Source organism: Streptomyces olivochromogenes (assembly GCF_001514115.1).
Taxonomy (GTDB): Bacteria; Actinomycetota; Actinomycetes; order Streptomycetales; family Streptomycetaceae; genus Streptomyces; species Streptomyces olivochromogenes.
Window position 1 is genome coordinate 200316 of record NZ_KQ948468.1, and the last position, 24696, is coordinate 225011.

Consider the following 24696-nt stretch of genomic DNA (forward strand, 5'->3'; position numbering starts at 1 on the left):
GACCGCGGCGAGGGCGGGTCATGCCGTCGCCGGGCCTCCCGCCACCACCAGTTCCGCGTTGCGGTCCCCGGCACCGCCCGCCCAGCCCTCCTGGACGCCACCCTTCATGCTCTCGGCAAGGCCGGGAGCGTTGTAGGCCACTTCCCGGTACAGGGAGGCGAGTCCCACCGCCGACAGGTCGTCGAAGTCCCGGGCGGTATGGTGCGGCGCGGCGGACTCGACCAGGGTGGTGAACAGGGACACCGTCCCGTCCCCGTTGTCGGTCAGCTCGATCAGCCGGGCGTGGTGCGGATAGTCCACGTGGGAGGCGGTGTTGACCTCCCAGAAGGAACGGGCGGGCGTCACGTGCGCGTGCGGCGTGATCCGGTTGACGTGGCTGTGCCCGTTGATCCAGGCCACCACGTTCGGGAACCGGCCGAGCAGGGCGATGACCTCCGCTCCGTCGTGGCGCGGCTCGTCCGTGCGGGCGGCGTCGGGACGGCGGGTCATGCTGGGGCTGTGGTGGTGGCTGAAGACCAGGATGTGGGCGTCGTCGGCCCCGGTGTTGCGGACGAGCCGGCCGTCCGCGTCGTAGGACCGGGAGCTGTGCGCGGCCAGGGTCCTTTCCAGCCAGCGGAGTTGGTCGCCGCCGAGTGAACCCTCGTAGTGGCCGCTGCGGTACGTCGTGTCGATGCTGATGCCGAGGACGTTCTCGGCCACCTTGAAGGAGTAGTACATCCGCTCGCCGTCCAGGTTGTCCTGGGTGTAGCCGTGGCCGACCGGACCGGCACCGGCGTGCGCGGGGTCGAGATGCGCGGCCAGATAGTCGTGCGGGGTGCACAGCCGGCGCCGCTCGTCGGCGGTCACGGTCCGCGCCGAGGCCGCGTTCCTGGTCAGGATCGCCTTGAGCACCTCGCTCTTCGGATCGTCGCCCGACCCCAGCGCCTTGGCGTAGGCGGCCGCGTCCGCGGCGGACACCGACAGCAGTTTGCGGGAGCCGACGGCGAAGTCGTTCAGCGCGGGCGACAGACAACCGCCGGGCAGATCGTCGTGGTTGCCGACCGTGGAGTACCAGGGGATGCGCAGCCCCGGGCTGGTGATCGGGCGGGTGGCCGCCTCGAGGAAGCCGGGGATCAGGGGCAGCCCGCGCCGCTTGTCCAGGTCGCGCAGGTGGGGGTCCCCGGGGTGCCAGTACAGGGGGAGACCGGAGTTCTGGGCGCCTTCGTACGCCCGCGGGTCACCGGTGTTCGGCGTGATCCGGCCACCGCTCATCACGGTCAGGAACCACTCCAGCTCGATCGCGGAGTTGTTGTCGACGTTGTCGCCGGTGGTCATCACGAAGGCGGGGCGCAGCCTGGTGTTCGGCCCTCCGCCGAGCGCGTTCACCTGCTCGACGAGCGCGACCGCCCCGGCCACCGTCAGCGCCTCCTGCGCCCGCCACGACGAGGCTCCGCGCGAGCGCAGGAACTCGGTGCGCAGCGGGTTCTGTACGTCGGCGAGATGAAGGTCGGTGAACTGTACGAAGCACGCGAGCGGGGTACGCCGGTCCTGGCGCCCGGCACCGGGCGTGGCGAGCTCCTTGCGGACGACCAGGGGCCAGCCGGGGCCCGAGACCATCCGTCGGTAGGTGCCGGTGTGGGCGCTGCCGCCGAGGCGGGCCGTCGTCTCCAGGGTGGTCAGGGCGTACGGCGCCGCCCGCGGGGCGCTGCGGGGCGGCCGCTGGGCGACGGTCCGTGCGGCGGGCTCGACGGCGGGCTGTTGGCGCTGGCGCGGCAGGAACGCCCCCGCACTGGTTCCGGCGACGCCGGCCGCTGCCGTGGCGCCCGAGGCGAGCAGAAATCGACGACGGTTGACGGCGGCGGATACAGCTTCGGTTCCGGCCATGGGGCGACCCTCCGGTGCCTCCGAGCGATTCACTTGCTGGAACCACTCAGCCAGGCCGCGGGGACACGGGCGTGGCCTCGCCGTGAACGCCTCCGGAACAGGCGGAACGCCACTTGGCCCCGGTGTTTCCGAGGGCGTCGCCCGGCCCGCGGGAGGTCCGGCGCGACGCGGACCAGGGCCTTCCGGGGCCGTTCCGCCATCGGCCCCAAAGTCCCTTGACGCGCGCCATGTTACCGATAACATCACTGAGCCTGGGAACGCTCCCAAGCCCCAAGCCTCCCCAGGCTCGAGAGCGGGACGGGGACCGGGGACGAGTGACGGCACCCCACCGCGCCCGCCCTGCACTCGCACCCCGCCCCATCGCGCCGCACCCGCATCCACACCCACACCCCGCCGTAATCGACGCCCGCCCCCGACCCGGACCGGAGAAGTCCCGATGCCGCATCTCCTGCGCGTCCCCGCGCCCCCCGCACCGCCCCTGACCGGCCACCTCCCCTTCGCCGACGCCCCGGGGGCGCCCGACCCCATCGAGGTGACCAGCCGCTACCTCACGCGCGGCGGCCGCCCCTGGTTCCCGGTCTCCGGCGAGTTCCACTACGCGCGCTACCCGGCCCGGGACTGGGAGGAGGAGCTGCTGAAGATGAAGGCGGGCGGGGTCACCGTCGTCGCCAGTTACGTCATCTGGATCCACCACGAGGAGATCGAGGGCCGCGTCCGCTTCGACGGCGACCGCGATCTGCGGCGCTTCGCCGAGTTGTGCGCCCGGCACGGTCTGGACTTCATCCCGCGCATCGGTCCCTGGTGCCACGCGGAGGTCCGCAACGGCGGCTTCCCGGACTGGCTGCTCGCCCGCACCCGCGCGCCCCGCACCGACGACCCCGCCTATCTGGAGCCCGTACGCGGCTGGTTCACGGCGATCGCGCAACAGCTGCGCGGACTGGACCGGGCGCACGGCGGTCCGATCGTCGCGATCCAGATCGAGAACGAGCTCTACGACCAGCCCGGCCACCTCCTCACCCTGAAGCGGATGGCCCAGGCGGCGGGTCTGAGCGCGCCGCTGTGGACGTCCACGGCGTGGGGCGGGGTCCGACTGCCGTCCGACGAACTGCTCCCGCTGTACGGCGGCTACACCGAGACGTTCTGGACGGAGGCGGACGGCGGCTGGCCGGACACCTGCCGCAAGCACTTCTTCTTCACCCATCAGCGCGACGACGAGGGCATCGGCGCCGACCTGCGCCCGACGACCGTACGCGGCGGCGACCCCACGCCCACGGACCGCTTTCCCTGGGCCACCTGCGAGCTCGGCGGCGGCATGGCCGTCGCCTACCACCGCAGGCCGCGCGTCGAGCCCGACGACATCGGCGCGCTCGGCCTCACCAAGATCGGCTGCGGTTCGGTCTGGCAGGGCTACTACATGTTCCACGGCGGCACGAACCCGGCGGGTGAACTCACCACGCTCCAGGAGTCCCACGCCACCGGCTACCCCAACGACCTGCCCGTCCTCACCTACGACTTCCAGGCGCCACTGGGCGAGTACGGCCAGGTCCGGCCCTCGTACCACGCACTGCGCCTCCAGCACCTGCTGCTGGCCGACTTCGGCGACCTGATCGCCCCCATGGAGTCCGTCCTGCCCGAGCGGCAGCCCGCCTCCCAGTCCGACCGGGACACCCTGCGCTGGGCCGTGCGCGGCGACGGCACCTCCGGCTTCCTCTTCGTCAACAACCACCAGCCGCACGAACCGCTGCCGGCCCACCCGGGCACGACCTTCACGGTCGACTTCCCCGACGCTCCCGCCCTGACGTTGCCGAGCGCCCCGGTCACCGTCCCGACCGGCGCGTACTTCTGCTGGCCGCTGCGTCTGGACATCGCGGGTCTGCGGCTCGACTGGGCCACCGCCCAGCCGGTGTGCCGGGTCCAGGACGACGGTCGTACGGTCCTGGTGCTGGCCGCCACCGACGGCGTTCCGGTCGAACTCGCCCTGGACGCGGGCACGGTCGCGTCCGTCGACACGCCTTCCGGGGCGGTCGACAAGGCCGACGGCCGTGTTCTGATCACCGGTCTGCGTCCCGGCACCGACGCCCTCGTCCAGGTGAGGACCGCGGACGGGAACGACGTGGGCCTGCTCGTCCTCGACGCCACCACCGCACGCACCGCCTACCGGGGCACGGCGTGGGGCGCCGAACGGCTGGTCCTCTCCCCGGACAGTGTCGTTTTCGACCAGGACGAACTCCGCGTGCACAGTTCCGCGTCGCGCCCCTCCTTCGCCGTACTGCCCACGCCCGCACGGCCGTTGACGGTGGCCGGGGCACCCCTGTCGGCGACGGCCGACGGCGTGCTCACCCGCTGGACGACCGAGGATTGGGCCGACGAGGACAGCGCGCCCGCCGCCACCCTCGTGCGCCCCGCGGGCCCGCCGCCCACGACCGCGACCGGTCCCCTGGGCCGGGCGAGCGCCCCGGCGGACGAACACTTCGCCGCCTGCGCGGCCGAGTACCACGTCAAGCTGCCGGACGACCTCCCGCACCGGCCGTCCGGCACCGTCCTGCGCGTCCACTGGACCGGCGACGTGGCCCGCGCGTACGTCGGAGACACCCTCGTCGCCGACCAGTTCTTCTCCGGACGCGTCTGGGACATCGGCCTGGACCGGCTCCCCGCGGCGGCCCCGCGCAACCGTGGGCTGCGGCTGCTGTTACTGCCCCTGGCCGCCGACGCTCCGGTGCATCTGCCCGAGCGGGCGGGCGACGTCACGGGCCGGGCGGCGGTGTGGCGCGTCGAGTGGGGGACCAGCCGCGCCTGGGCGGTCCGGGCGGGCTGACGAAGGGGAGGCGGGCCCGGCGGGCCTATCCTGTGGGCCTGCCGGGCGGATCGGGACAGACCGCCGCCGAGACGTCGGAGGATGCGCCCCCATGACCCGAGGTGCCACGGACGGCGCCGTCCCCCAGGGAACCGAGGGCCCCAAGGGACGCAGCCGGCGCAGCTTCGCGGGGGCGCGCCCGGTGATGGACGACGTCGCCCGTCTGGCCGGTGTCTCGAAACAGACGGTCTCCCGGGTGCTCAACGACAGTCCCGCGGTGCGGCCCGAGACCCGGGAGGCGGTGGTGGCCGCCATGCGCACGCTCGGCTACCGGCCGAGCCGCAGCGCGCGTTCCCTGGCCAGTGGCAGGACACGGATGCTCGGGGTGATCTCGTTCGACGCGGCGCGCTACGGGCCCGCCTCCATCCTGACCGCGATCAACTCCGCCGCCCAGGAAGCCGGTTACCTGGTCAGTTCCATCGCGCTCGACACGGCCGACCGGGACACCCTGGTACGCGCCGTGCAGACGCTCTCGGCCGAGGGGGCTGACGGCCTGCTCGCCATCGCACCGCAGCGCTGGGTGGGCAAGGCGTTGGCGGAGGCGGCGCTCGACGTACCCCTGATGGTCCTGGAGAACGACCTCGGGGACGATGCGTCCTACGTCACCGCGGACTCCCGCGACGGGGCACGCCAGGCCACCGAGCACCTGCTGAAGCTCGGCCACGGCACGGTTCACCACATCGCGGGCCCCACGGGCTGGCTGTCCGCCGAGCGCCGCCTGGAAGCCTGGCGGGACACCCTTCGGGCGGCGGGGGCCGAGGTCCCCGAACCGCTCATCGGCGACTGGAGCGCGGACTCCGGGTACGCGCTGGGCCGCCGCCTGGCCGGGCGCCCCGACGTCACGGCGGTGTTCGCCTCCAACGACCAGATGGCGCTCGGCGTGCTGCGCGCCCTGCACGAGGCCGGGCGGCACGTTCCGGACGACGTCAGCGTCGTCGGCTACGACGACATCCCCGAGGCCGCCCACATGCTGCCCCCGCTGACGACCGTGCGTACCGACTTCGCCGCGACCGGCCGACGTTCGCTTCAGCTGCTGCTGTCGCGCATCGACGGTTCGACGAAGCCCCGGATCGATCACATCGAGCCGGTCCGGCTCGTCGTACGCCGCAGCACGGGCCCCGCGCCGCGACGGCGGTGACGCAACGGGAGGCGCCGGGCGGGCCCGCCCGGCGCCGGCGGGTGTCGTTCGGATCACCCCGGGTCCGAGGCGATCCGAACGACGCCCCCTGGGCCGAGGGGACCCGCCGCCGTTCCGTCCGCCCGGCTCAGCCGTTCGGCCGCAGGGTCCAGACAACCGTCATCTCGCCGGTGACCGCGCCGTCCGCGCGCTGGATGGCGATGGCCACGGGGAACTCGGGGCGCTGACCCGCGTCGAGCTCGGCGACGACCTCCGCGGCCGGGCGGCCGAGGGTCGCGGTGGCCGTCACGGGGCCCATCGCGAGCTTCTTGTACGCGATCTCGGCGCTGACCGCGAGCGGCACGGCGCGCGACAGCTGCTCCCCGAACGCGGCGAGGACGATCGCCCCGCTCGCCGACTCGCCGAGGGTGAACATCGCCCCGGCGTGCGGCCCGCCGACGTGATTGTGGTAGTCGCTCTGGTCCGGCAGGGCCACCACGGCCTTGTCCGGCGTGGTCTCCACGAACTCGAGGTTCAGTGTCCGGGCCATCGGCACCGTGGCGGCGAGCATCTCGCCGATCGTCATCTGGTCTGCGCTCATACCCGCATGTTACCCACGAGTAGATAATCTTGACAGGCACCTACCCGGTCGATCTCCGTCGTCGCGTGTGAAGAAATCGAAAAAGTGCGCCCCGATTCCTGACCGGTACATGGCTGACGAGCTCCGGTGACCGAAACGTGTCACAGGCGCCACTAGGGTTGTGGCCCATGTGGCCAGGAGAGCAGCCGCCCGGGGGCGAGCAGAACCCGCAGGACCAGAACCCGTACCAGCAGCCGGGTTACCAGCAGCCGAATCCGTATCAGCAGCCCGGATACCAGCAGACCGGGTACCCGCAGCCGGGGCAGCAGCCGGCCCCCTACGGACCCCAGCCGGGGCAGCCCCAGTGGGGAACGCCGGCCCCCTCGGGCGCGCCCCAGCCACCGAGCGGTGGCGGAAACAGGACCAAGGTCATCGCCATCACGGCGGCCACCGCCGTGGTCGTGGCCGCCGGTGTGACGGGCTTCCTCGTCCTGGGCGGCAACAAGAAGGACGACAACGCGGGCAAGGACACGTCCACATCGCCCAGCGCGTCCGCCACCACGTCCCCCAGCGCGAGCGGAAGCGGTGACAACCCGCGCGGCACCGACGAGGAGAAGCCGACGATCGCGGGCTGGAAGGTCGTCATCAACCCCAAATGGGGCACCGCCTTCGACGTCCCCCCGGACTGGAACGTCCGCACGCCGGGCACGTTCATCGGCTTCGACGACGAGCAGAAGAACGACGGCTCCGCATACATCGGCATGTCCGCGCCCGCCTTCCTCAAGGAGCAGTGGTGCACGTCCGACGACGACAAGGACGGCCGCACGGACGACACGGCGCTGGCCGCGGCCGGCACCAAGGGGGAGAGCGGCGCCAAGGACACCGACACCATCGCCCGCGGCGACTCGGCCGCCTGGGCCTTCGGCGGCTACACGGACCAGTCGAAGGCCTCGGAGAAGCTGCTGAAGATCGGCAAGCCCCAGCCGTTCACGACTGCTTCGGGCATCAAGGGCAGCGTCGCGACGTCGTACACGGCCGGTGTCCCCAAGAAGGGCAAGTGCGACTCCGACGGCACGGCGACCTCGTTCGGCTTCAAGAACTCGGCGGGCGACTTCGTTTCCTGGTCGTTCTACGGCGCGAAGGGTGTCAGTGACGAGGTCCCGGACGCGACCGTGCGGAAGATCCTCAGCACGCTACGGCTGCACGGTACCCCGACGGGTTCCTGAGCCCACGCCATACGGGGACGGGCCGCCGGAGGCTGCCCGCTCCTCGCGCGGACGGTTTGGCAAGCGGGGACCGCGGCAGCGATAGTCGGCCGGTGATCTCCGCCGCCGACGCCTCCCGCCGCTCCCGCCGCCCCTCCTGGGCGGGCCGTAACTACACCCTGCTGACCGCCGCCGCGGTCGTCACCAACCTGGGCAGCCAGGGCGCGCTGATCGCCTCGGCGTTCGCGGTGCTCGAGACGGGCGGCGACGGAGGTGACGTGGGGCTGGTGGCGGCGGCTCGGACGCTGCCGCTGGTGCTCTTCCTGCTGATCGGCGGAGCGGTCGCGGACCGGCTGCCGCGCCATCGGGTGATGGTCGCGGCCAACGCCCTGAACTGCGTCTCGCAGGCGGTGTTCGCGGTCCTCGTCCTCGCCGGTGAGGCGCGGCTGTGGCACATGATGCTGCTGTCCGCGCTCGGCGGCACCGGGCAGGCGTTCTTCGGCCCGGCGGCCGAGGGCATGCTGATGTCCTCGGTGAGCGGGGAGCAGGCGAGCCGCGCCTTCGCCATGTTCCGGATGGCGATGCAGGGCGCCGGCCTGGGCGGCGCGGCGCTGGGCGGGGCGATGGTGGCCGTGGTCGGGCCCGGCTGGGTGCTCGCCGTGGACGCGGTGGCGTTCGCGGTCGCCGGGGCGCTGCGGTCGTTCCTCGACGTGAGTCACATACCGCCGCGCGAGCCCGGCGGCGGGCTGCTCTCCGATCTGCGCGAGGGCTGGCGGGAGTTCGTCGGACGGCCGTGGCTGTGGACGGTCGTCGCCCAGTTCTCCGTGGTGGTCGCGGTCGTCGGCGCCGCCGACGCGGTCTACGGTCCGCTGGTCGCCCGGGACAGCCTCGGCGGGCCGGGACCATGGGGGCTCGCGCTCGGCGCGTTCGGTGCCGGAACCGTCGGCGGCGCACTGCTGATGACCCGCTGGAAGCCGCGCCGCCTCCTGCTCGCGGGCACCTTCTGCGTCTTCCCGCTCGCCGCCCCGGCCGCAGCACTCGCCGTGCCGGTCCCGGTGGGTCCGCTGTGCGCCGTGATGTTCGTCAGCGGTGCGGCGATCGAGGTCTTCGGGGTGTCGTGGATGACCGCGCTGCACCAGGAGATCCCCGAGGACAAGCTCTCCCGCGTCTCGGCGTACGACTGGTTCGGCTCGATCGCGATGGTCCCGCTGGCCACCGCCCTGGCGGGCCCGGCGGAACAGGCCCTCGGACGTACGGCCGCCCTGTGGGGCTGTTCGGCGCTGGTCGTCGTGGTCACGGCAGCGGTGCTGTGCGTGCCGGACGTACGGAATCTGACCCGGCGGACCAAGGCGGTGGCCCACGGGTCGCCGGTGGCGCAGTCCGAGCTCCGGTCAGCCGATGCTGAAGGCACCGCCGGGCGGCTCGGGTGAGGGGACCGCGTCCTCGTCACGCACGGGTGCGGCGGAGCCGATGAACTCCCGCAGCGCAGCTCCGCTTTCGACGCGCGCCGGGAAGGCGTCGGCGGCCGTGCGGCGGGCGAGGACGGCCGTGTCGAGCGGGCGGTGGGAGGCCACGAGTACCGCGTTGCCGAAGCGCCGGCCCCGCAGCACACCGGGTTCGGCGATCAGGGACAGCTCCTCGAACACGGTCGCGAACGTGGCGAGTTGAGAGCGCAGGAAGGCGAAGGGCGCGGCGTCGGCGAGGTTGGCCAGATAGACGCCGTCCTCGCGCAGTACGCGCGCGGCGGCGCGCGCGTACGCCGTGGATGTCAGGTGCGCCGGGACGCGCGCGCCGCCGAAGACGTCCGCGATCACGATGTCGGCGGAGGCGGGCGCGGCGGATTCGAGCCAGCCCCGCGCGTCCGCGCCGTGCAGCGTGATGCCGGCGTCCTCGGGCAGGGGCAGGTGCTCGCGGACCAGGTCCAGCAGACCCAGGTCGGCCTCCACCACGTCCTGCCGTGAGCCGGGGCGGGTCGCCGCCACATAGCGGGGCATCGTCAGGGCTCCGCCGCCGAGGTGGAGCACGTCCAGGGGCCGTCCCGGCGCGACGACCGTGTCCAGGACGTGCCCGAGCCGTCGGGCGTACTCGAACTCCAGATGGGTCGGCTCGTCCAGATCGACGTACGACTGCGGTGCGGCGTCGACCGTGAGCAGCCAGGCCCGCTTCCTGTCCACGTCCGGCATCAGCTTGGCGGTTCCGTGGTCCACGGTCCGTGTCACGGGTATCGGCTCGTCCACGGGTCCATTGTGCCGCCCTCTGAGGAGCGGGGTCGTCGCCGCCGGACCGCGCGCGGGCCGCGGTCTCTCCGACGGCGACCGGTACGAGGCGGTGCCCGCTCCCCCCGTAGCGGGAGCGGGCACCCTCGTCCTGCCCCTCGGCCGTCAGCCCACCGAGGTCACCGTCCCCGCGCCGACCGTCCGGCCGCCCTCGCGGATCGCGAAGCCGAGCCCCGGCTCCAGCGGCACCTCGCGCCCGAGCTCGACCGTCATGGTGACGGTGTCGCCGGGCCGGGCGACCGCCCGCTCGCCGAGGTCGACGTCGCCGACCACGTCCGCGGTGCGGATGTAGAACTGCGGCCGGTACCCGGTGGAGACCGCTGTCGTACGGCCGCCCTCGCGCGTCGACAGGACGTACACCTGCGCCGTGAAACGACTACTGGGGACGACGCTGCCGGGCGCGGCGACGATGTGCCCGCGGCGGACCGCGTCGCGGGGCACCCCGCGCAGCAGCAGCGCCACGTTGTCCCCGGCCTGCGCCTCGTCCATGGGCTTGCCGAAGGTCTCCAGGCCGGTCACCACCGTGTCGACGGCCGCGCCGAGCACCTCGACGCGGTCGCCGACCCGGATCGTGCCGCGCTCGACCGCGCCGGTGACGACCGTCCCGCGCCCGGTGATCGTGAGCACGTTCTCGACCGGCAACAGGAACGGCGCGTCGAGATACCGCTCGGGCATGGGCACATAGGTGTCCACCGCGTCGAGCAGCGCGTCGATCGCCGCCGTCCAACGGGGGTCCCCCTCAAGGGCCTTGAGGCCGGACACCCGTACGACGGGCACGGACTCGCCCCCGTAGCCGTGCGCGGAGAGCAGCTCGCGGACCTCCAGCTCCACGAGGTCGGTGAGCTCCTCGTCGCCCGCGTCGGCCTTGTTCAGGGCGACGACGATGTGGTCGACGCCCACCTGCCGGGCGAGCAGCACGTGCTCGGCGGTCTGCGGCATGATCCCGTCGAGCGCGGAGACGACGAGGATCGCCCCGTCGAGCTGCGCGGCGCCGGTGACCATGTTCTTGACGTAGTCGGCGTGCCCCGGCATGTCCACGTGCGCGTAGTGGCGGGTGTCGGTCTCGTACTCGACGTGCGCGATGTTGATGGTGATGCCGCGCGCGGCCTCCTCCGGCGCCCGGTCGATCCGGTCGAACGGCACGAACGTGCCGGAGCCGCGCTCGGCGAGGACCTTGGTGATGGCGGCGGTCAGGGTGGTCTTGCCGTGGTCGACATGACCCATCGTGCCGATGTTCAGGTGCGGTTTGGTGCGGACGTATGCCGTCTTGGGCATGGCGGTACCTCGAAGCCTCTTGAGTGTCAGCGGAGCTGAGTGATGGCCCCGGCGCTCAGCGGCGCCGGGACGGGGACCCCAAGGACTTGCCGACCCTCCCCCTGCGGGGTCCGCCGGACGATCCGGGAAGGGTCAGCTTCGGGCGCCGTCGACGGCGGCCACGATGATCGGGACGGCAGCCTTCGGCGCATCCGCGACTGCGGATGCTGCGAGGAGGAAGGCGTGCCTGAACATGAGGCGATCATCGCCGACGTATCCGGCCACGTCGAATGGTTTTTCTCGCCACGGAGGCGGGAGGGGCGGGTGTTTCTGCCGGTGCGTCAGGGGCCGAAGTGTCTGTGGTCGGTGCGTCAGGGGCCGATGTTCTTGAGCGCCTCACGTACGGAGAGGGGAGCGAGCCGCCCCCGCTCCCGGGCGACGAAGGCCCGTACCGCCTCCGGATCCGTCTTCGCGTACTCGCGCAGACACCAGCCGATCGCCTTGCGGATGAAGAAGTCGGGATGCCCGGACTGCCGTACGCAGTAGGCGAAGAGCCGCTCGGTGTCGGTCGTCTCCTTGTAACGGAGCTGGTGGAGCAGGGCCGTACGGGCGACCCACAGGTCGTCGTCCTCGATCCACGCGTCCATGTCGCTCTTCAGCTTCGGATCGGCGGCCACGAGGCCTCCCACCACGTGGGAGGCGAGTGCGTCGACGGTGTCCCACCAGGAGACCGTCACGACGAGATGGCGCGTCACCGGGAGGAAACCGGAAGAGAGTTGCCTCACATGGCGGCGCAGGTAGTCGACGGCGAAATAGTGGTACTCGCGCTCCGGCAACGCCCAGCAGCGCAGGGCCACAGCGGTGCAATCGGCCTCCACAGGGGCCGCTGTTGCGAGCAGGACCGTGCGGGACAGCGCGCGGCGATCGGGCGTGGTCAGACCGAGGAAGGGGGCGACGTCCTTCATGTACGCGCGCATGGACACGGCCCGTTCCGGATCGGCCGCCGCGCCGTAGGTGGCGGTGAGCCGTTCCAGCACGATGTCCGCGAGGGAACTGTTCGGCACCTCGAACCGCGCACCCGACGTTCCGGAAGCTGTGACGCCCATGAGACGAACCATACGGCGATCACACACACGGGTCGGTTAGTGTCGCCGAATGCTCGATGCCACCACCCGCTCTGGGGGCACCGCCACAGCCGTTCCCCCGGCTCCCGTCGCTGAGCTCTCCCTCGCCGCGGAGTTCGCCGTCTCCACACCCACGGGCCTCGCCGCCCGTTGCACGAGAGTCCTGCTCTCGCCCTGGTCCCGGCTCTCCCTGCTGCTGGTGCTGCTCGCGGCGGCCGCGTCGAGCGTGCTGCTCTTCGAACCGCAGCGGCTGCTCTCCGACGGCTGGCCGCCACAGCTCAGCGGCGCCGCGGCGGCCGTGGTGTTCTCGGTGGCGTACGGGCTGTGCACGGTGGCGTTCGTGCCCCGGCCGCTGCTCAACCTCGCGGCGGGCGCGCTCTTCGGCTCGCAGCTGGGCCTCGGCACCGCGCTCGCGGGCACGGTCCTCGGCGCCGGTGTGGCGTTCGGGCTCGGCCGGGTCCTCGGGCAGGACGCGCTGCGCCCGCTGTTGCGCACCCGCTGGCTGAAGGCGGCCGACGGACAGCTCAGCCGGCACGGCTTCCGCACGATGATGATGGCCCGGCTCTTCCCCGGTGTGCCCTTCTGGGCGGCGAACTACTGCGCGGCCGTCTCCCGCATGGGCTGGCTGCCGTTCCTCCTCGCCACCGCCCTGGGATCGATCCCGAACACCGCCGCGTACGCCGTCGCGGGCGCCCGGGCCTCGGCGCCGACCTCCCCCGCCTTCCTGATCGCCATGGGCTTCATCGCGCTGCCGGCCCTGGTCGGCGCGGTGGTGGCCTGGCGCAAGCGCCACCACCTGCGCGGACACTGATCGGGCTCCGGCTCCGGCGCCGATACCGATACCGATCAGTCTCCGGCACGGCGGTTCCCGGGAGGCGGACGACCCGCGCCGTCCGGGGTTACACGGCCTCGATGACCATCGCGTTGGCGAGTCCGCCCGCCTCGCACATCGTCTGCAGGCCGTAGCGGGCTCCGCGCTCGCGCATCGCGTGCACGAGGGTGGTCGTCAGCCGGGTGCCGCTCGCGCCGAGCGGGTGGCCGAGCGCGATCGCCCCGCCGTGCACGTTGACCCGGGACAGATCCGCGCCCGTCTCCTGCTGCCAGGTCAAAACGACGCTCGCGAAGGCCTCGTTCACCTCGAAGAGGTCGATGTCGCCGAGGGTGAGTCCCGCCCTGCGGAGCACCTTCTCGGTGGCCGGGATGACGCCCGTGAGCATCAGCAGCGGGTCGGAGCCGGTGACGGCGAAGCTGTGCAGGCGGGCGAGCGGGCGCAGGCCGAGCCTGGCCGCGGTCTCGCTCGACGTGATCAGCACGGCCGACGCGCCGTCGTTGATCGGGCTCGCGTTGCCCGCCGTGACGGACCAGTCGATCTGCGGGAAGCGCTCGGCGTAGGCCGGGTCGTAGTAGGCGGGCTTCAGTCCGGCGAGCACCTCCGTGGTGGTGGCGGGCCGGACACTCTCGTCGCGCGTCACGCCCTCCAGGGGCGCGACCTCGGCGTCGAAGAGGCCGTCGGCCCAGGCCGTGGCCGCCTTCTGGTGCGAGCCCGCCGCGAAGGCGTCCATCTGCGCGCGCGACAGACCCCACTTGGCGGCGATGAGCTCGGCGCTGATGCCCTGCGGCACCAGGCCCTCGGGGAAGCGCGCCGCGATCCCGGGTCCGAAGGGATCCTCGGTGCCGCGGACGTTCGAGCCCATCGGCACACGGCTCATCGACTCCACACCGCAGGCGACGACCAGGTCGTACGCCCCCGACAGGACGCCCTGGGCCGCGAAGTGCACGGCCTGCTGGGACGAGCCGCACTGGCGGTCCACGGTGGTCGCGGGCACCGTCTCGGGGAAGCCCGCCGAGAGCGCCGCGTACCGGGTGATGTTCGCGGCCTGCTCGCCCACCTGGCTGACGGTGCCGCCGATGACGTCGTCGATCAGCGCCGGATCGACTCCGGAGCGCTCGACGAGGGTGCGCAGTGTGTGGGCGAGGAGCTCCACGGGGTGGACGTGGGCGAGGGAGCCGTTCGGCTTGCCCTTGCCGATGGGGGTGCGTACGGCTTCGACGATGACGGCGTCACGCATGGTTGTCTCCAAACTCACCGAGTTTGTTTTCCAAACCCACTAGGTGACTCAAGAGTAACTCAGTGGGTTGGACAAACCAACCCACCCTCTAGACTGGTGGCATGAAGGACGCCCGCCCCTGTTCGATCGCCGACACACTCGCTCTCGTCGGCGAGAAGTACTCCCTGTTGGTACTGCGCGAGGTGTCGCTCGGCGCCACCCGCTTCGACCAGCTCGTCCGCAACATCGGCGCACCGCGCGATGTGCTCACCGCCCGCCTGAAACGGCTCGTCGACGCGGGCGTACTGGAGAAGGTCGAGTACAGCGACCGCCCGAAGCGCTACGAGTACCGGCCCACCCGGGCCGGTCTGGAACTGGAGCCGGTGCTGCACACGCTGATGGCGTGGGGCGACCGCCATCTCCAGGAGGGCGGTTTCCGCCCCATGGTGCTGGAGCACACCTGCGGCCATGAGCTGGTCCCGCAGGTCGTGTGCCGGGAGTGCGGCGAGGTGGTCGAGCACGGCGACCTGACGGCCCACCCGCAGACCCCGGGCTGGACGGCGACGGGGCCTGCGGTGGCGTAGGGACGCGCCTGCACACCAGCTCAGGGACGGACCTGCGACGGCGCGGGCCCGGCAGAACCCCCGCAGGGGCTAATCGGTCCCCTTGTAGACGTCGAGCCGTCCGCACATCCCGAACTTGCCGTGCGCGGACGGCTGTTCGGCCCGTACCAGGGCGTCGGTGAGGTGGGAGACGTCGCCCCGCTCCAGCCGGTCGAGCTGCTCTCCCGTGGCCGCGGCGGCGGCCTCGGCACCGCGCCGCCACCGCTCGCGCCACTCGGCGAGCCGGGGCCGCACCAGCGCGGCGGCGGCCCGGTGGAACGCGGCGAGCGGCTCGGGCCCGTCCGCCGCGCGCAGCGCCCGGTAGCCCTCCAGGGCGAGGTCCCGCCGGGCCCGGGCGACCCGCTCCTGCTCCGCCTCGGGCGCGTCGGCCGGGATCGCCGTCGCGGCCGCGTACGTCTCGGGGTCGGTCAGGTACTCCGGGGGCAGGGTGAGCACGGCGTCACCCGCTTCGGGGAGGCCGTTGTTCTGCATGAGGACGGTGATGCGCAGGTCGTCCTCGTTGACCAGGCGATGGATGGTGCCGGGCGTGAACCACGCGACGCTGCCCGGTTCGAGTGGCGTGACCTCGTACCCGGACGTCGTCAGCGTCTGCACCGCTCCGCGCCCGCCGGTGACGACGTACGCCTCCGAACAGGTCAGGTGCAGATGGGGGGTGCCGCCGGAGACTCCGTCCGAGGCGGGCCAGTCGTACACGCAGAGGTGCGAGACGGCGACGGCGCCCGGCAGCCCGGTGAACACCGGGGTCTCGTGCGCGCCGCTCACCACGGGTGCTCCTCCAGGTACTTGGCGACCTCCTCGCGCTCCCAGGCCCCGTCGGCCACGACGACGCGGTAGCGGCGGGTGAGGGTGTCGCCGGGGGCGAGTTCGAGCTCTTCGAAGAAGGCGAACGAGGGGGCGACGGCGGCGAACGGATCGTTGCGCACGAACCAGTGGGCCGGGTGGGCGCCGCCCTCCCCGGTGTGGTCGTTCTCGGGACCGTGCGCGAAGACGAGCGTCGCGTGGCCGTCGGCGCCGTCGTGCTCGCCGGAGTACGCGAGCCAGGGCGCCTGCTGCCCCATCAGGCCGGGCCCTTCGGAGTCCGGCCCGATGATCCGGCCGTCCCGGAAGGCACGCGGTCCGCGCCAGAACAGGCCCGTGTAGCCGGCCATCTCCCGCCCCGCGGTGGTCGGGCTGCCGAAGCGCAGCGCCTCGTCCCGCCGGTTGGTGACCGCGGTCGTCCAGGTCAGCGCCCAGGAACCCGACGCGGGATCGACGTCGTGCACCTCGACGCGGCGCTCCTCCTCGGCCCACAGCTCACCGTCGTACGGATGCCAGGTGAGGCGCTCGGCGATGACCGCGCGGCTCCCGTCCGAGACCACCTCGTCGAAGCCGACGTGGGCCATCGACCCGACGCGCTCCGGGAGTTCGAGGTATCCCTCCCCGTGGACGTACGTGTTGCCGCCCCACAGGTTGGAGCCCGACAGGTGGGAGGCCGTCATCTGGAGGCCCTTGTGCCAGCGGTGGTCGTTGGGCCGGTAGTCCGTGACGATGTCACCGGCCAGCGTCCTGAGGGGGTGCAGATACGGCTTGGGGGCCTCCCAGGCCGCCTCGGGCCGGTAGACGTAGCTCAACAGCTCCACGCCGGTGGTCGTGTCGCTGATCGTGATGCGATCACCATGGGCGTGGACGATACGCAGCGCACCCTGCGCCGACCCGGTCATGCCGACACCTCCTGGCTCACGGTGGACGCGGACTCGCCTGCGGACGCGGCGGGCGGCGCCCAGCCCGGCGCGCCCCCGTGCAGGGCCGTGTAGAACGGGTCCCCGGGCCCGACCTCCCCCGCGCGCACGGTCATGTCCGTGAACGCCGACTTGTAGAGCGCGGTGATCAGTTCCAGACTGGTACGCCCGTCGGCGCCGCTGCTGCGCGGCCGCTCACCCGCGCGCATGCTCGCGACCAGCTCCCGCAGCTGCTCCAGATGCGAGCTGGGCACGTCCGTACCGAAGTCACGCCAGGCCGCCACGTCCTCGTCGGACACGTCGGGGGCCGGGGTGATCCGCCAGTTGTCGTTGCTGTGGCCGTAGAGGTGCGTGAGCTCGACGGTGGCGCGTTCGCAGTCGATACGGATGCGGCTCACCTCGTCCGGGCTCAGGACACTGTTGACGATCGTGGCCAGCGCGCCGCTCTCGAAGCGGACGAGGGCGGTCGAGACGTCCTCCGTCTCCACGTCGTGCACCAGACGCCCGGCCATCGCCCGCACCTCGCTCCACGGCCCCATCAGGTCCAGGAGCAGGTCCATCTGGTGGATGCCGTGCCCCATCGCGGGGCCGCCACCCTCGGTCTCCCAGCACCCGCGCCAGGGCACGGCGTAGTACTCGGCGTTGCGATACCAGGTGGTCTGGCAGTGCGCGACGAGCGGGCGGCCCATGGTCCGCTCGGCGATGAGGCGCCGCACATGCCGGGACCCCGAGCCGAACCGGTGCTGGAAGACGATGGCCGCGTACGGGCCCCCGTCCTTGCCCTCCTGCGCCTCGACGGCGTCGAAGTCGGCGAGCGTCAGGACCGGCGGCTTCTCGCACCAGACCCAGGCTCCGGCGCGCAGCGCGGCGACGGTCTGGTCGCGGTGCAGGGTCGGCGGGGTGCAGATCGCGACCAGGTCCGGCCGCTGCTCCTCCAGCATGCGGTCCAGATCGGTGTACGCGTGCGGGATGCCCGCCTCGGCGCAGAACTTCTGGACGGCGTCCTCCGCGATGTCGACCGCGGCGACGATCTCCGTCTCGCCCTCCTCGGCGAGCCGGGCGAGCGCGGGAACATGGCTCCCGCGCGCGATGGCGCCCGTACCGATGACGGCGGCCCGGATACGGCGGCCCTCGAACGGGGTCGCGGGGCGGTTGGGGGCGGACTCGGTGCTGTTACTCATGTGCGTGATCAGCGCTCCACCGGACGTGACGTCAGACGTTGGCCAACGCGTGGTGTCACCGAGACGGAACCGGTGGCAGCAAGCGCTTTCTCTCTACCTGCAACGTATGCGCCGGTCCAGCGGCAGGTCAACACCCCTGCCATCCCGTGGACAACGTTGCCCACCGGCTCGGCACAGAACCGTCACGGCCCGACCGCCGTCCGCCCACTGTCCGAGCAGTGCCCCACCGCTGTCTGCGCACGAAACCCCTGTGGCCGAGCTGCCCTTGGGGGACGCTACGCTGCCACCAACACCCGTGATCACCGCACACAGCGGCCCGGCGTGCCCGTCGCCCCTTTCCGATCAGCGCTTGGACCACCTCACTTCATGTCTTGGTTTGAATCCCTCATCCTCGGACTCGTCCAGGGGCTGACCGAGTTCCTTCCCGTCTCCTCCAGTGCGCATCTGCGCCTGACGGCGGCGTTCTCCGGCTGGGAGGACCCCGGAGCGGCCTTCACCGCGATCACCCAGCTCGGTACGGAGGCGGCGGTACTGATCTACTTCCGCAAGGATGTCGGCCGGATCCTCGCGGCGTGGTTCCGCTCGCTCACGAACAAGGAGATGCGCCGGAACCACGACGCCCAGATGGGCTGGCTGGTCATCGTCGGCTCCATACCCATCGGCGTGCTCGGCCTGACACTCAAGGACCAGATCGAGGGCCCGTTCCGCGATCTGCGGATCACCGCGACGATGCTCATCGTCATGGGCGTGGTCATCGGCATCGCCGACCGGCTCGCGGCGCGTGACGAGACCGGCGGGAAGCACCGGGCGCCCAAGCAGCGCAAGGCACTCGAGGACCTGAACGTCAAGGACGGTCTGCTGTACGGCCTCTGCCAGGCGATGGCCCTGATCCCCGGCGTCTCCCGGTCCGGCGCGACCATCAGCGGCGGCCTCTTCATGGGCTACACCCGCGCCGCGGCGGCCCGCTACTCCTTCCTCCTCGCCATGCCGGCCGTGCTCGCCTCGGGCGCCTTCGAGGTCAAGGACGCCACCGCGAACGGCCATGTGGCGTGGGGGCCGACCATCTTCGCGACGGTGATCGCGTTCGCCGTCGGTTACGCCGTCATCGCGTGGTTCATGAAGTTCATCTCGCACAAGAGCTTCATGCCGTTCGTCTGGTACCGGATCGCGCTCGGCATCGTCATCATCGCGCTGGTCTCGACCGGCGGCCTGAGCCCGCACGCGGCCGAGTCCGCGGGCTGACGCTCAACATCGGCGCCCCCTCAGCCGCCCGGGCGGTCCGTCCCGGGCAGGGCGAGCGCCCAGGGTTCCGGCTCGATCCGCGCGCCGTTGGCCACGTACGCGATCGTGCGGTACCAGCCCGCGAGGACCAGCAGTTCGAGGACCTCGGGCTCGTCGAGATGCTCCCGAAGTCCGCTCCAGGCCGCGTCGCCCACCCGGGCCGTGTCGTGCAGCTCGTCGACGGCACGGAGCAGCGCCGCCTGCCGGCCGGACCAGGCCGGATGATCGGGTCCGCCGGTCGCCGTGAGCGTCACCTGCCGCGGGGTGAGTCCGACCGTCTCCGCGTACGTCGCCATGTGGACGCCCCACTCGTACGCGCATCCGCAGCGGGCGGCGACGCGGGCGATGACGAGTTCTCGGTCGGCGTCGCTCAGGCGGCCGTGGACGAGGAGGCCCGCGCCCAGTGCCCGCATGCGTGAGGCGAGTTCCGGGTGGCGCTCCAGCACCTTGAACAGCATCAGGGGCTCACGGGCGACACCGGGCGGCATCCACCGGTGCAACGCGCGGTCGGTCTCCGGCTCGTAGGGCGGCGTGACGCCGTCGATGCGCTGCTTCATGACTCGCAGCCTTGCGCTTCCGAAATCGAAGCACAAGGGTGGGAGGTGAGCGACTCCCAGCGAGAGGTACTCACTTGGGCACGGCACCCGCGCCGGACGATGCGGCTTCCGGCATTGCGCGGCGGCGTGGACCGGGCACCGGCAGCCCGTTCGAGGGCACGGCCGCCTCGGCTCCCCGCAGCCCCCCTCAGGACGCGGACGCTCCCGCCCCCGTCAGCCCCGCATCGAACACTCCCGCACCCGGCCGCCCCGTGCGCGGCTCGGCCGGCGGTCGTCCCGTCATGGCGGCGCTGGATCTGCTCGGCCGACGCTGGACACTGCGGGTCATCTGGGAACTGCGCGGCAACGGCGCCCCGATCGGCTTCCGGGATCTCCAGCGCCGTTGCGACGGCATGTCGTCCAGCGTCCTGTCCACGCGCCTCACGGAACTCCGCGAGGCGGGCATCGCCGCGTCGACAGCGACGGCGGCGCAGCCGGCGTGGCAGCTCACCGCGCTCGGGGACGACCTGGTCACCGCGATGGGGCCGCTGCTGGACTGGTCCCGCGCCTGGGCCGAGCGGCGGTGATCGACGAGGTCTTCCGGGGCGCTCGGCTCCGGGGCCGGCGTGTCGTCGTACGGACCGACTGAGCCCGTTCGCGTCACTCCACGTCGGCCGTGACGAACCGCATACGGGATGAGTAGCCGCCCGGTAGCGCAGTGTCAGTCCTTGCCCCTAGGCTGGTGCGCATGTCCCCCGATTTAATGTCCTCTGGTTCCGTGCGGTCCGCTGCAGCGCTGAACGAGCAGATCCGCGCCTTGTGGATGCGCGCGGGCGGCTCCCTCTCCGCCCAGGAGCGCGCGGAGTACGAGCTGCTGGTCGTGAAGTGGGCGGAAGCGATACGCGGAGAGGTCGTCGAGGCCGCGTGAGACCGGGCATGGGGACCTGCACGAAGTCCGAGGGCCGATGACCGGCGCCCCTGTCGGGGCTCACCGTCCCCCGGACACCCGCAACACCGCCCCCGTCGTGTACGACGCATCGGGCGACATCAACCACGCGATCGCCGCGGCGACTTCCTCGGCCTGACCGACGCGGCGCAGCGGAATCGACGAGGCGGCGCGCTCGGCGCGACCCGGATCTCCGCTGGTGGCGTGCATCTCCGTGGCGATCATGCCGGGTGCGACCGCGTTGACGCGGATGCCGTCCGGGCCGAGTTCCTTGGCGAGGCCCACCGTCAGGGCGTCGACGGCGGCCTTGGTGGCCGCGTAGTGGACGAAGTCACCGGGGCTTCCGAGTGTGGCCGCCGCCGAGGACACATTGACGATGACGCCGCTCCCCCAGGCCGCCATGGACCGGGCGGCCCGCCGCGAACACAGCAGCGTGCCCAGCAGGTTGACGTCCACCACGCGCCGTAGATCGGCGGGGTCGGTGTCCGCGAGCCTGCCGAGCGGGCCGGTCACACCGGCGTTGTTCACCAATCCCGTCACCGGCCCGAGCCGGTCCGCGGCCGTGTCGAAGAGCCGCTCGACGTCGTCCTCGTCGGAGGTGTCCACGCGTACCGTGACGCAGCGGGCCCCCGCCGCGCGGACGACGCTCGCGGTCCACTCCGCGGCGGCGCCGTCGCGCACGTACCCCACCGCCACGTCGTGTCCGTCCGCCGCGAGACGCGCGCACGTCGCGGCACCGATCCCCCGGCTGCCGCCCGTGACGACGGTGACATGGCGTGTCATACGTGCCTCCTGGTGGCGTACCGGCAACCCGGGTCCGTAGCGAGCCCGTACTCGTCGTGGATCACTCTACGATCGAGGACGCACCGCCGGGCAAAGGGTGAAGGTCCGCCGACACACCTTCATGGACACGTCCTAGGCGACGAGGTCCGCAGCGCCGGAAGGCACGCGGAACACACGGCCTCGACGCCCCCACAGCCCGGGGGCGCCCTGCCACAGCACGGCCCCGTTCGCGCGCTCCCAGCCTGCGGTCGCCCGGGACCGCGCCCACTGGGTCAGGGCAAGCGTGACCAGCATGATCGGCGGCAGCACTTGATGGGACGCCAGGCCGATGACAATCAACCAGCAGGCCAGGACACCCGCGAATCCCGCCGTGCGCCGCAGCGACAGCCGCCGCACCGCGTCCTGTCCGTCGCGCGGTGCGGCGACGCTCTCGATCGGCGTGGCATCGTCGTAGGTGCGGCGCAGCCGGGCGGGGAGACGAAGACTCATCGGCAGCAGCACCACGGCGACGAAGACGATCGCTGTCGATCCCATCATCAGCGTCTCGAGGCGGTGAGCCGTGTCGTCCAGGGCAAGCAGCGCCGCTTCGGACGGCACCGCGCCCGCGGCCATCATCAGCGCGGAGCTCCGCTCCAGATACACCACGCGTATTAACCCGTCGCGCGCGTCACCAGCCACCGTCGTACCCCTCCCACCGCCCCGACGCCCCCACGGGCAGGCAAGATCCAACTCCGGGCTGAACGCAAGGTCAATACGCGAGAGTTCAAGAATGCGCGGTCTTGACCACCACTTGGCCGATGCGTGGTCTTGACCACCACTCGGCCGATGCGCGGTCTTGGCCCATGCGCGGTCTTGACCACCACTTCGCCGCTGCGCGGCCGAGTCGGCGAGCATCGCGCTCGACCGACCGCACCGGTTCTCCCGCCGACGCCGCTCAGCCGCCTGTGTCCCATCACGACAGGCCGGTCAACGCACCGTGTCTCGCAGGACGACAAACAGACCGCGGCTCTCGTCGCCGTTCTTCGCGCGCCAGTCGGCAACGACATGCCCGCGGGCCCCTCTGGTCGCAGGGGAATGGGCAGCCTGCGGGTCGGACCGCAGGACACGCGTCACGTCGATGGTCACGGCGCCCGCCGGCTGACTGGGCGGCCCGGCTTCCTCCTTGGTCTCCACCGCGATGGCGGTGCCGTGCTGCCGGTCCTCGACGGCTGTCGACGCGATCACGGTGGAGAAGCCGACTCCAGTGAAGTAGCTGGTGACGGAGGGGGCGGGGGTGTCGGTCTCGCTCTGCGCCTGAGGCTCGGCGCGGCCCTGGAGGAGATCGAGCAGTTGAGCCACGAGAACCGGGTCATGGGTCCCGTCGTACACCCACCGCCTTCCCAGCACCCCGTGCTCGGAGGTGCCGATGAGCGCCCGATCGGCTCCGTCGAGCGGCGCCCCGCGGTAGCTGAGCGGCACGTGGTAGGAGCGCGGTCGCTCGCCGGAGTTGTCCGTGACCACCATGAACTCGATTCCCACCTCCCCTTGCGGATCATCGAGCCGGAAACCACCGGCCTTGGTCAGGTGCGGCTCACTCGCCGTGCCGATGTACCACGGCTGCCTGGGGAGCCAGGCGGCGAGGAGCTCCAGCTTGCTCGGCGTCATCGTGGTCTTGTAGATCACAGCCATGCTTCATGAACGTCGTCCGTCGGCATGAGGTTCCTCCACGACGTGCTGCTTGACGAGTTCGTACGACCTCAGTCGGTCGGCCAACGCGTAGACGGGCGTCACCAGCATGAGTTCGTCCGCGCCCGTCAGGTCCGCCAGGTCCGTCAGGTGCTTGGCGACGGTCTCGGGTGAGCCGTGTGCCTGATGGGCACGGAAGGTCGCCAGCACCCGCGCTTCCTCCGCGGTGAACGAGTGGGCCGCTGCCTCTCCGGGCGTGGGGAAGGGGATGTCGCCCCGCCCCTTGAGGAGTCCGGCCTTGACGACATCCATCGGGCCGGCCAGCCGGGCCGCCTCCTCATCGGTCTCGGCGCATACCGTTTCCACGCAGATCAGCACACGCGGGCGCGCGCACCAGCGGGAGGGGGAGAAACGCTCGCGGTAGTGGCTGAGCGCGGCCAGGGTGTTGTCGGGACGAATGTGATGGGCGAAGGCGATCGGCAGCCCGAGTTCCGCGGCGAGCGCGGCGCCCGCCGTGCTCGAGGACAGCAGCCATGGCTCAGGAAGCGGGCCGAGTGCGACTTCGTCCACCAGGAAACGCAGAGTCGACGACACGTCGTCGCGGTACTCGTCGTCCGTTGTCGGACCGGCCCCGCGGCGCAGGGCGCGCGCCGTGGAATCGTCGAAGGTACCCGGGCCGCGGCCGATGCCCAGGTCGATCCGGCCCGCGTGCAGTGCGGACAGCGTGCCGAATTGCTCCGCCAGCATGATCGGTGCGTGGTTCGGAGCGAGAACGCCCCCGGAGCCCAGACGGATGGACGACGTCAACGCGGCCGCGTGGGCGGTCAGGACGACGGGCGGGAACGCTCCGATGGCCGGGGAATGGTGATGCTCGGCGTACCAGAGTCGCAGGTAACCGAGGTCGTCGAGGCGCCGGGCGAACTCGGCGGTGTCTCGTAACGTGTCTGCGGCTCGGGCGCCCGTCTGGACCATGGCCACTTCGAGCGCGCTGAGCGGTACGGTGATCATCCGTTCAGTATAGAAATCGCCCATCCGCACCAACTCCCGTTGCTTGCGGGGCGGAGTTATGCACCCGTTGGCGCACGCCCCTTGGCTGCGCACCCTCCGTGGCCAACACTGAGCCGATGACGCAGCGTGTGGAGCTCGCGACCGTGATGGACCGATTCGCCGTGGACGGACTCGTCACCGAGTACGCGGTGGCCGTCGACGACGGCGACTGGGAGGCGTACCGGAGGCTGTTCGCACCGGACGGACGCGCCGACTACCGTTCGGCCGGTGGTGTCGAGGGCGGCGCCGAAGAGGTCGCGGGATGGCTCGCGCAGAGCATGGAGCTCTTCCCCATGCGCCAGCATCTGATCGTGAACCGGCGGCTGCGGTTCGGGTCGCTGGACCAGGAAACGGGCGACACGGCCCGGGTCCAGGCGGACTACATCAATCCGATGCGGTTCGCGGGCCAGGACGGTGGGTCCACCGCGCCCGACTTCGTGTGCGGCGGCCGGTACGCCTTCGGACTGGTGCGTACGGACCTGGGCTGGCGCCTGCGCGAGGTCGTCGTCCAGGAGAAATGGCGCCGCGCGCCGCAGCCGGGCCGGGAACCCGCCGCCGGCTGACCGGACGCGCCGACCGCAAGCCGCCCGAGCGG

At 71.9% G+C, this 24696-nt stretch carries 24 protein-coding genes; 10 read left to right on the forward strand and 14 right to left on the reverse strand.

What is annotated here, in order from left to right; genetic code table 11:
• Positions 1-18 precede the first annotated feature (18 nt).
• Positions 19-1863 carry a TIGR03767 family metallophosphoesterase gene (locus AQJ27_RS37630; protein ID WP_067378976.1) on the reverse strand — a complete coding sequence of 615 codons (1845 nt, stop codon included), beginning with the start codon at positions 1861-1863 and terminating at the stop codon, positions 19-21.
• A gap of 436 nt (positions 1864-2299) precedes the next feature.
• Between AQJ27_RS37630 and AQJ27_RS37635 the strand changes: the two genes are divergently transcribed.
• Both AQJ27_RS37635 and AQJ27_RS37640 read left to right on the forward strand, forming a co-directional pair.
• A complete protein-coding gene (locus tag AQJ27_RS37635) occupies positions 2300-4678 on the forward strand; it encodes a beta-galactosidase (protein WP_067378979.1) in 2379 nt (792 codons plus the stop codon).
• A gap of 91 nt (positions 4679-4769) precedes the next feature.
• Positions 4770-5855, forward strand: a complete 1086-nt coding sequence (locus AQJ27_RS37640) for a LacI family DNA-binding transcriptional regulator (RefSeq protein WP_067378982.1) — start codon at positions 4770-4772, stop codon at positions 5853-5855.
• Positions 5856-5982: 127 nt separating this feature from the next.
• Here AQJ27_RS37640 and AQJ27_RS37645 read toward each other — a convergent pair whose 3' ends face one another.
• Positions 5983-6435, reverse strand: a complete 453-nt coding sequence (locus AQJ27_RS37645; RefSeq protein WP_179436649.1) for a DUF4442 domain-containing protein — start codon at positions 6433-6435, stop codon at positions 5983-5985.
• 167 nt (positions 6436-6602) lie between these two features.
• On the opposite strand from AQJ27_RS37645, the gene AQJ27_RS37650 reads away from it, so the two are divergent.
• Together AQJ27_RS37650 and AQJ27_RS37655 are read left to right on the forward strand one after the other, a co-directional pair.
• Positions 6603-7640, forward strand: a complete 1038-nt coding sequence (locus AQJ27_RS37650; RefSeq protein WP_067378985.1) for a DUF8017 domain-containing protein — start codon at positions 6603-6605, stop codon at positions 7638-7640.
• Positions 7641-7735: 95 nt separating this feature from the next.
• On the forward strand, positions 7736-9049 hold the full coding sequence (locus tag AQJ27_RS37655) for an MFS transporter (RefSeq protein WP_107120709.1): 1314 nt from the start codon (positions 7736-7738) through the stop codon (positions 9047-9049).
• Here AQJ27_RS37655 and AQJ27_RS37660 read toward each other — a convergent pair.
• The 3 genes from AQJ27_RS37660 to AQJ27_RS37670 all read right to left on the reverse strand — a co-directional run bounded on the left by AQJ27_RS37660 (position 9011) and on the right by AQJ27_RS37670 (position 12255).
• Positions 9011-9856, reverse strand: a complete 846-nt coding sequence (locus AQJ27_RS37660) for a spermidine synthase (protein WP_096240192.1) — start codon at positions 9854-9856, stop codon at positions 9011-9013. The genes AQJ27_RS37655 and AQJ27_RS37660 overlap by 39 nt on opposite strands.
• 144 nt (positions 9857-10000) lie before the next feature.
• Positions 10001-11170 (reverse strand): elongation factor Tu, encoded by a 1170-nt coding sequence (gene tuf, locus AQJ27_RS37665; protein ID WP_067378990.1) that lies wholly within the window; start codon positions 11168-11170, stop codon positions 10001-10003.
• A 350-nt stretch (positions 11171-11520) separates the two neighbouring features.
• Positions 11521-12255, reverse strand: coding sequence for a DNA alkylation repair protein (locus tag AQJ27_RS37670; RefSeq protein WP_067378993.1), 735 nt, complete (start codon positions 12253-12255; stop codon positions 11521-11523).
• A gap of 49 nt (positions 12256-12304) precedes the next feature.
• On the opposite strand from AQJ27_RS37670, the gene AQJ27_RS37675 reads away from it, so the two are divergent.
• Positions 12305-13084, forward strand: a complete 780-nt coding sequence (locus AQJ27_RS37675) for a TVP38/TMEM64 family protein (RefSeq protein ID WP_067378995.1) — start codon at positions 12305-12307, stop codon at positions 13082-13084.
• Positions 13085-13172: 88 nt separating this feature from the next.
• On the opposite strand, the gene AQJ27_RS37680 is transcribed toward AQJ27_RS37675, so the two are convergent.
• Positions 13173-14342, reverse strand: coding sequence for a thiolase family protein (locus tag AQJ27_RS37680; protein ID WP_067378997.1), 1170 nt, complete (start codon positions 14340-14342; stop codon positions 13173-13175).
• A 101-nt stretch (positions 14343-14443) separates the two neighbouring features.
• On the opposite strand from AQJ27_RS37680, the gene AQJ27_RS37685 reads away from it, so the two are divergent.
• Positions 14444-14905: a winged helix-turn-helix transcriptional regulator gene (locus tag AQJ27_RS37685; protein ID WP_067378999.1), complete on the forward strand. Its 462-nt coding sequence runs from the start codon at positions 14444-14446 to the stop codon at positions 14903-14905.
• A gap of 69 nt (positions 14906-14974) precedes the next feature.
• Here the strand turns inward: AQJ27_RS37685 and AQJ27_RS37690 are convergent, their stop codons facing one another.
• Genes AQJ27_RS37690 through AQJ27_RS37700 form a run of 3 tightly spaced genes read right to left on the reverse strand, consistent with a single transcriptional unit; the run spans position 14975 to position 17843 of the window.
• Positions 14975-15706: a cupin domain-containing protein gene (locus AQJ27_RS37690; protein ID WP_235613709.1), complete on the reverse strand. Its 732-nt coding sequence runs from the start codon at positions 15704-15706 to the stop codon at positions 14975-14977.
• The gene (locus AQJ27_RS37695; RefSeq protein WP_067379003.1) at positions 15703-16644 is read right to left on the reverse strand and encodes a DUF6807 domain-containing protein; all 942 of its coding nucleotides are present in this window, start codon (positions 16642-16644) and stop codon (positions 15703-15705) included. Before AQJ27_RS37695 ends, AQJ27_RS37690 begins: the two co-directional genes overlap by 4 nt.
• On the reverse strand, positions 16641-17843 hold the full coding sequence (locus tag AQJ27_RS37700; protein WP_067379006.1) for a Gfo/Idh/MocA family protein: 1203 nt from the start codon (positions 17841-17843) through the stop codon (positions 16641-16643). Before AQJ27_RS37700 ends, AQJ27_RS37695 begins: the two co-directional genes overlap by 4 nt.
• Positions 17844-18209: 366 nt before the next feature.
• Between AQJ27_RS37700 and AQJ27_RS37705 the strand changes: the two genes are divergently transcribed.
• Positions 18210-19085, forward strand: a complete 876-nt coding sequence (locus tag AQJ27_RS37705) for an undecaprenyl-diphosphate phosphatase (protein ID WP_060897179.1) — start codon at positions 18210-18212, stop codon at positions 19083-19085.
• A 20-nt stretch (positions 19086-19105) separates the two neighbouring features.
• Here AQJ27_RS37705 and AQJ27_RS37710 read toward each other — a convergent pair whose 3' ends face one another.
• Positions 19106-19681 carry a carboxymuconolactone decarboxylase family protein gene (locus AQJ27_RS37710; protein ID WP_067379008.1) on the reverse strand — a complete coding sequence of 192 codons (576 nt, stop codon included), beginning with the start codon at positions 19679-19681 and terminating at the stop codon, positions 19106-19108.
• A gap of 74 nt (positions 19682-19755) precedes the next feature.
• On the opposite strand from AQJ27_RS37710, the gene AQJ27_RS60945 reads away from it, so the two are divergent.
• A complete protein-coding gene (locus tag AQJ27_RS60945) occupies positions 19756-20247 on the forward strand; it encodes a winged helix-turn-helix transcriptional regulator (RefSeq protein WP_425275256.1) in 492 nt (163 codons plus the stop codon).
• Positions 20248-20408: 161 nt separating this feature from the next.
• Complete coding sequence (locus AQJ27_RS37720; protein WP_075032584.1) at positions 20409-20588, forward strand: hypothetical protein; 180 nt, start codon at positions 20409-20411, stop codon at positions 20586-20588.
• Between the two features lie 60 nt (positions 20589-20648).
• Here the strand turns inward: AQJ27_RS37720 and AQJ27_RS37725 are convergent, their stop codons facing one another.
• The 4 genes from AQJ27_RS37725 to AQJ27_RS37740 form a co-directional block, all read right to left on the reverse strand.
• On the reverse strand, positions 20649-21389 hold the full coding sequence (locus tag AQJ27_RS37725) for an SDR family NAD(P)-dependent oxidoreductase (protein ID WP_067379018.1): 741 nt from the start codon (positions 21387-21389) through the stop codon (positions 20649-20651).
• A gap of 132 nt (positions 21390-21521) precedes the next feature.
• A complete protein-coding gene (locus AQJ27_RS37730; protein WP_159064493.1) occupies positions 21522-22067 on the reverse strand; it encodes a hypothetical protein in 546 nt (181 codons plus the stop codon).
• A gap of 288 nt (positions 22068-22355) precedes the next feature.
• Positions 22356-23057 (reverse strand): maltokinase N-terminal cap-like domain-containing protein, encoded by a 702-nt coding sequence (locus AQJ27_RS37735; protein ID WP_067379020.1) that lies wholly within the window; start codon positions 23055-23057, stop codon positions 22356-22358.
• Between the two features lie 3 nt (positions 23058-23060).
• Entirely contained in the window at positions 23061-24062 is a 1002-nt protein-coding gene (locus tag AQJ27_RS37740; RefSeq protein ID WP_067379023.1) for an LLM class flavin-dependent oxidoreductase, read from the reverse strand.
• A 116-nt stretch (positions 24063-24178) separates the two neighbouring features.
• Here AQJ27_RS37740 and AQJ27_RS37745 point away from each other — a divergent pair, with 116 nt between their 5' ends.
• Positions 24179-24664: a nuclear transport factor 2 family protein gene (locus AQJ27_RS37745; RefSeq protein ID WP_067379026.1), complete on the forward strand. Its 486-nt coding sequence runs from the start codon at positions 24179-24181 to the stop codon at positions 24662-24664.
• The last annotated feature ends 32 nt before the right edge of the window (positions 24665-24696 follow it).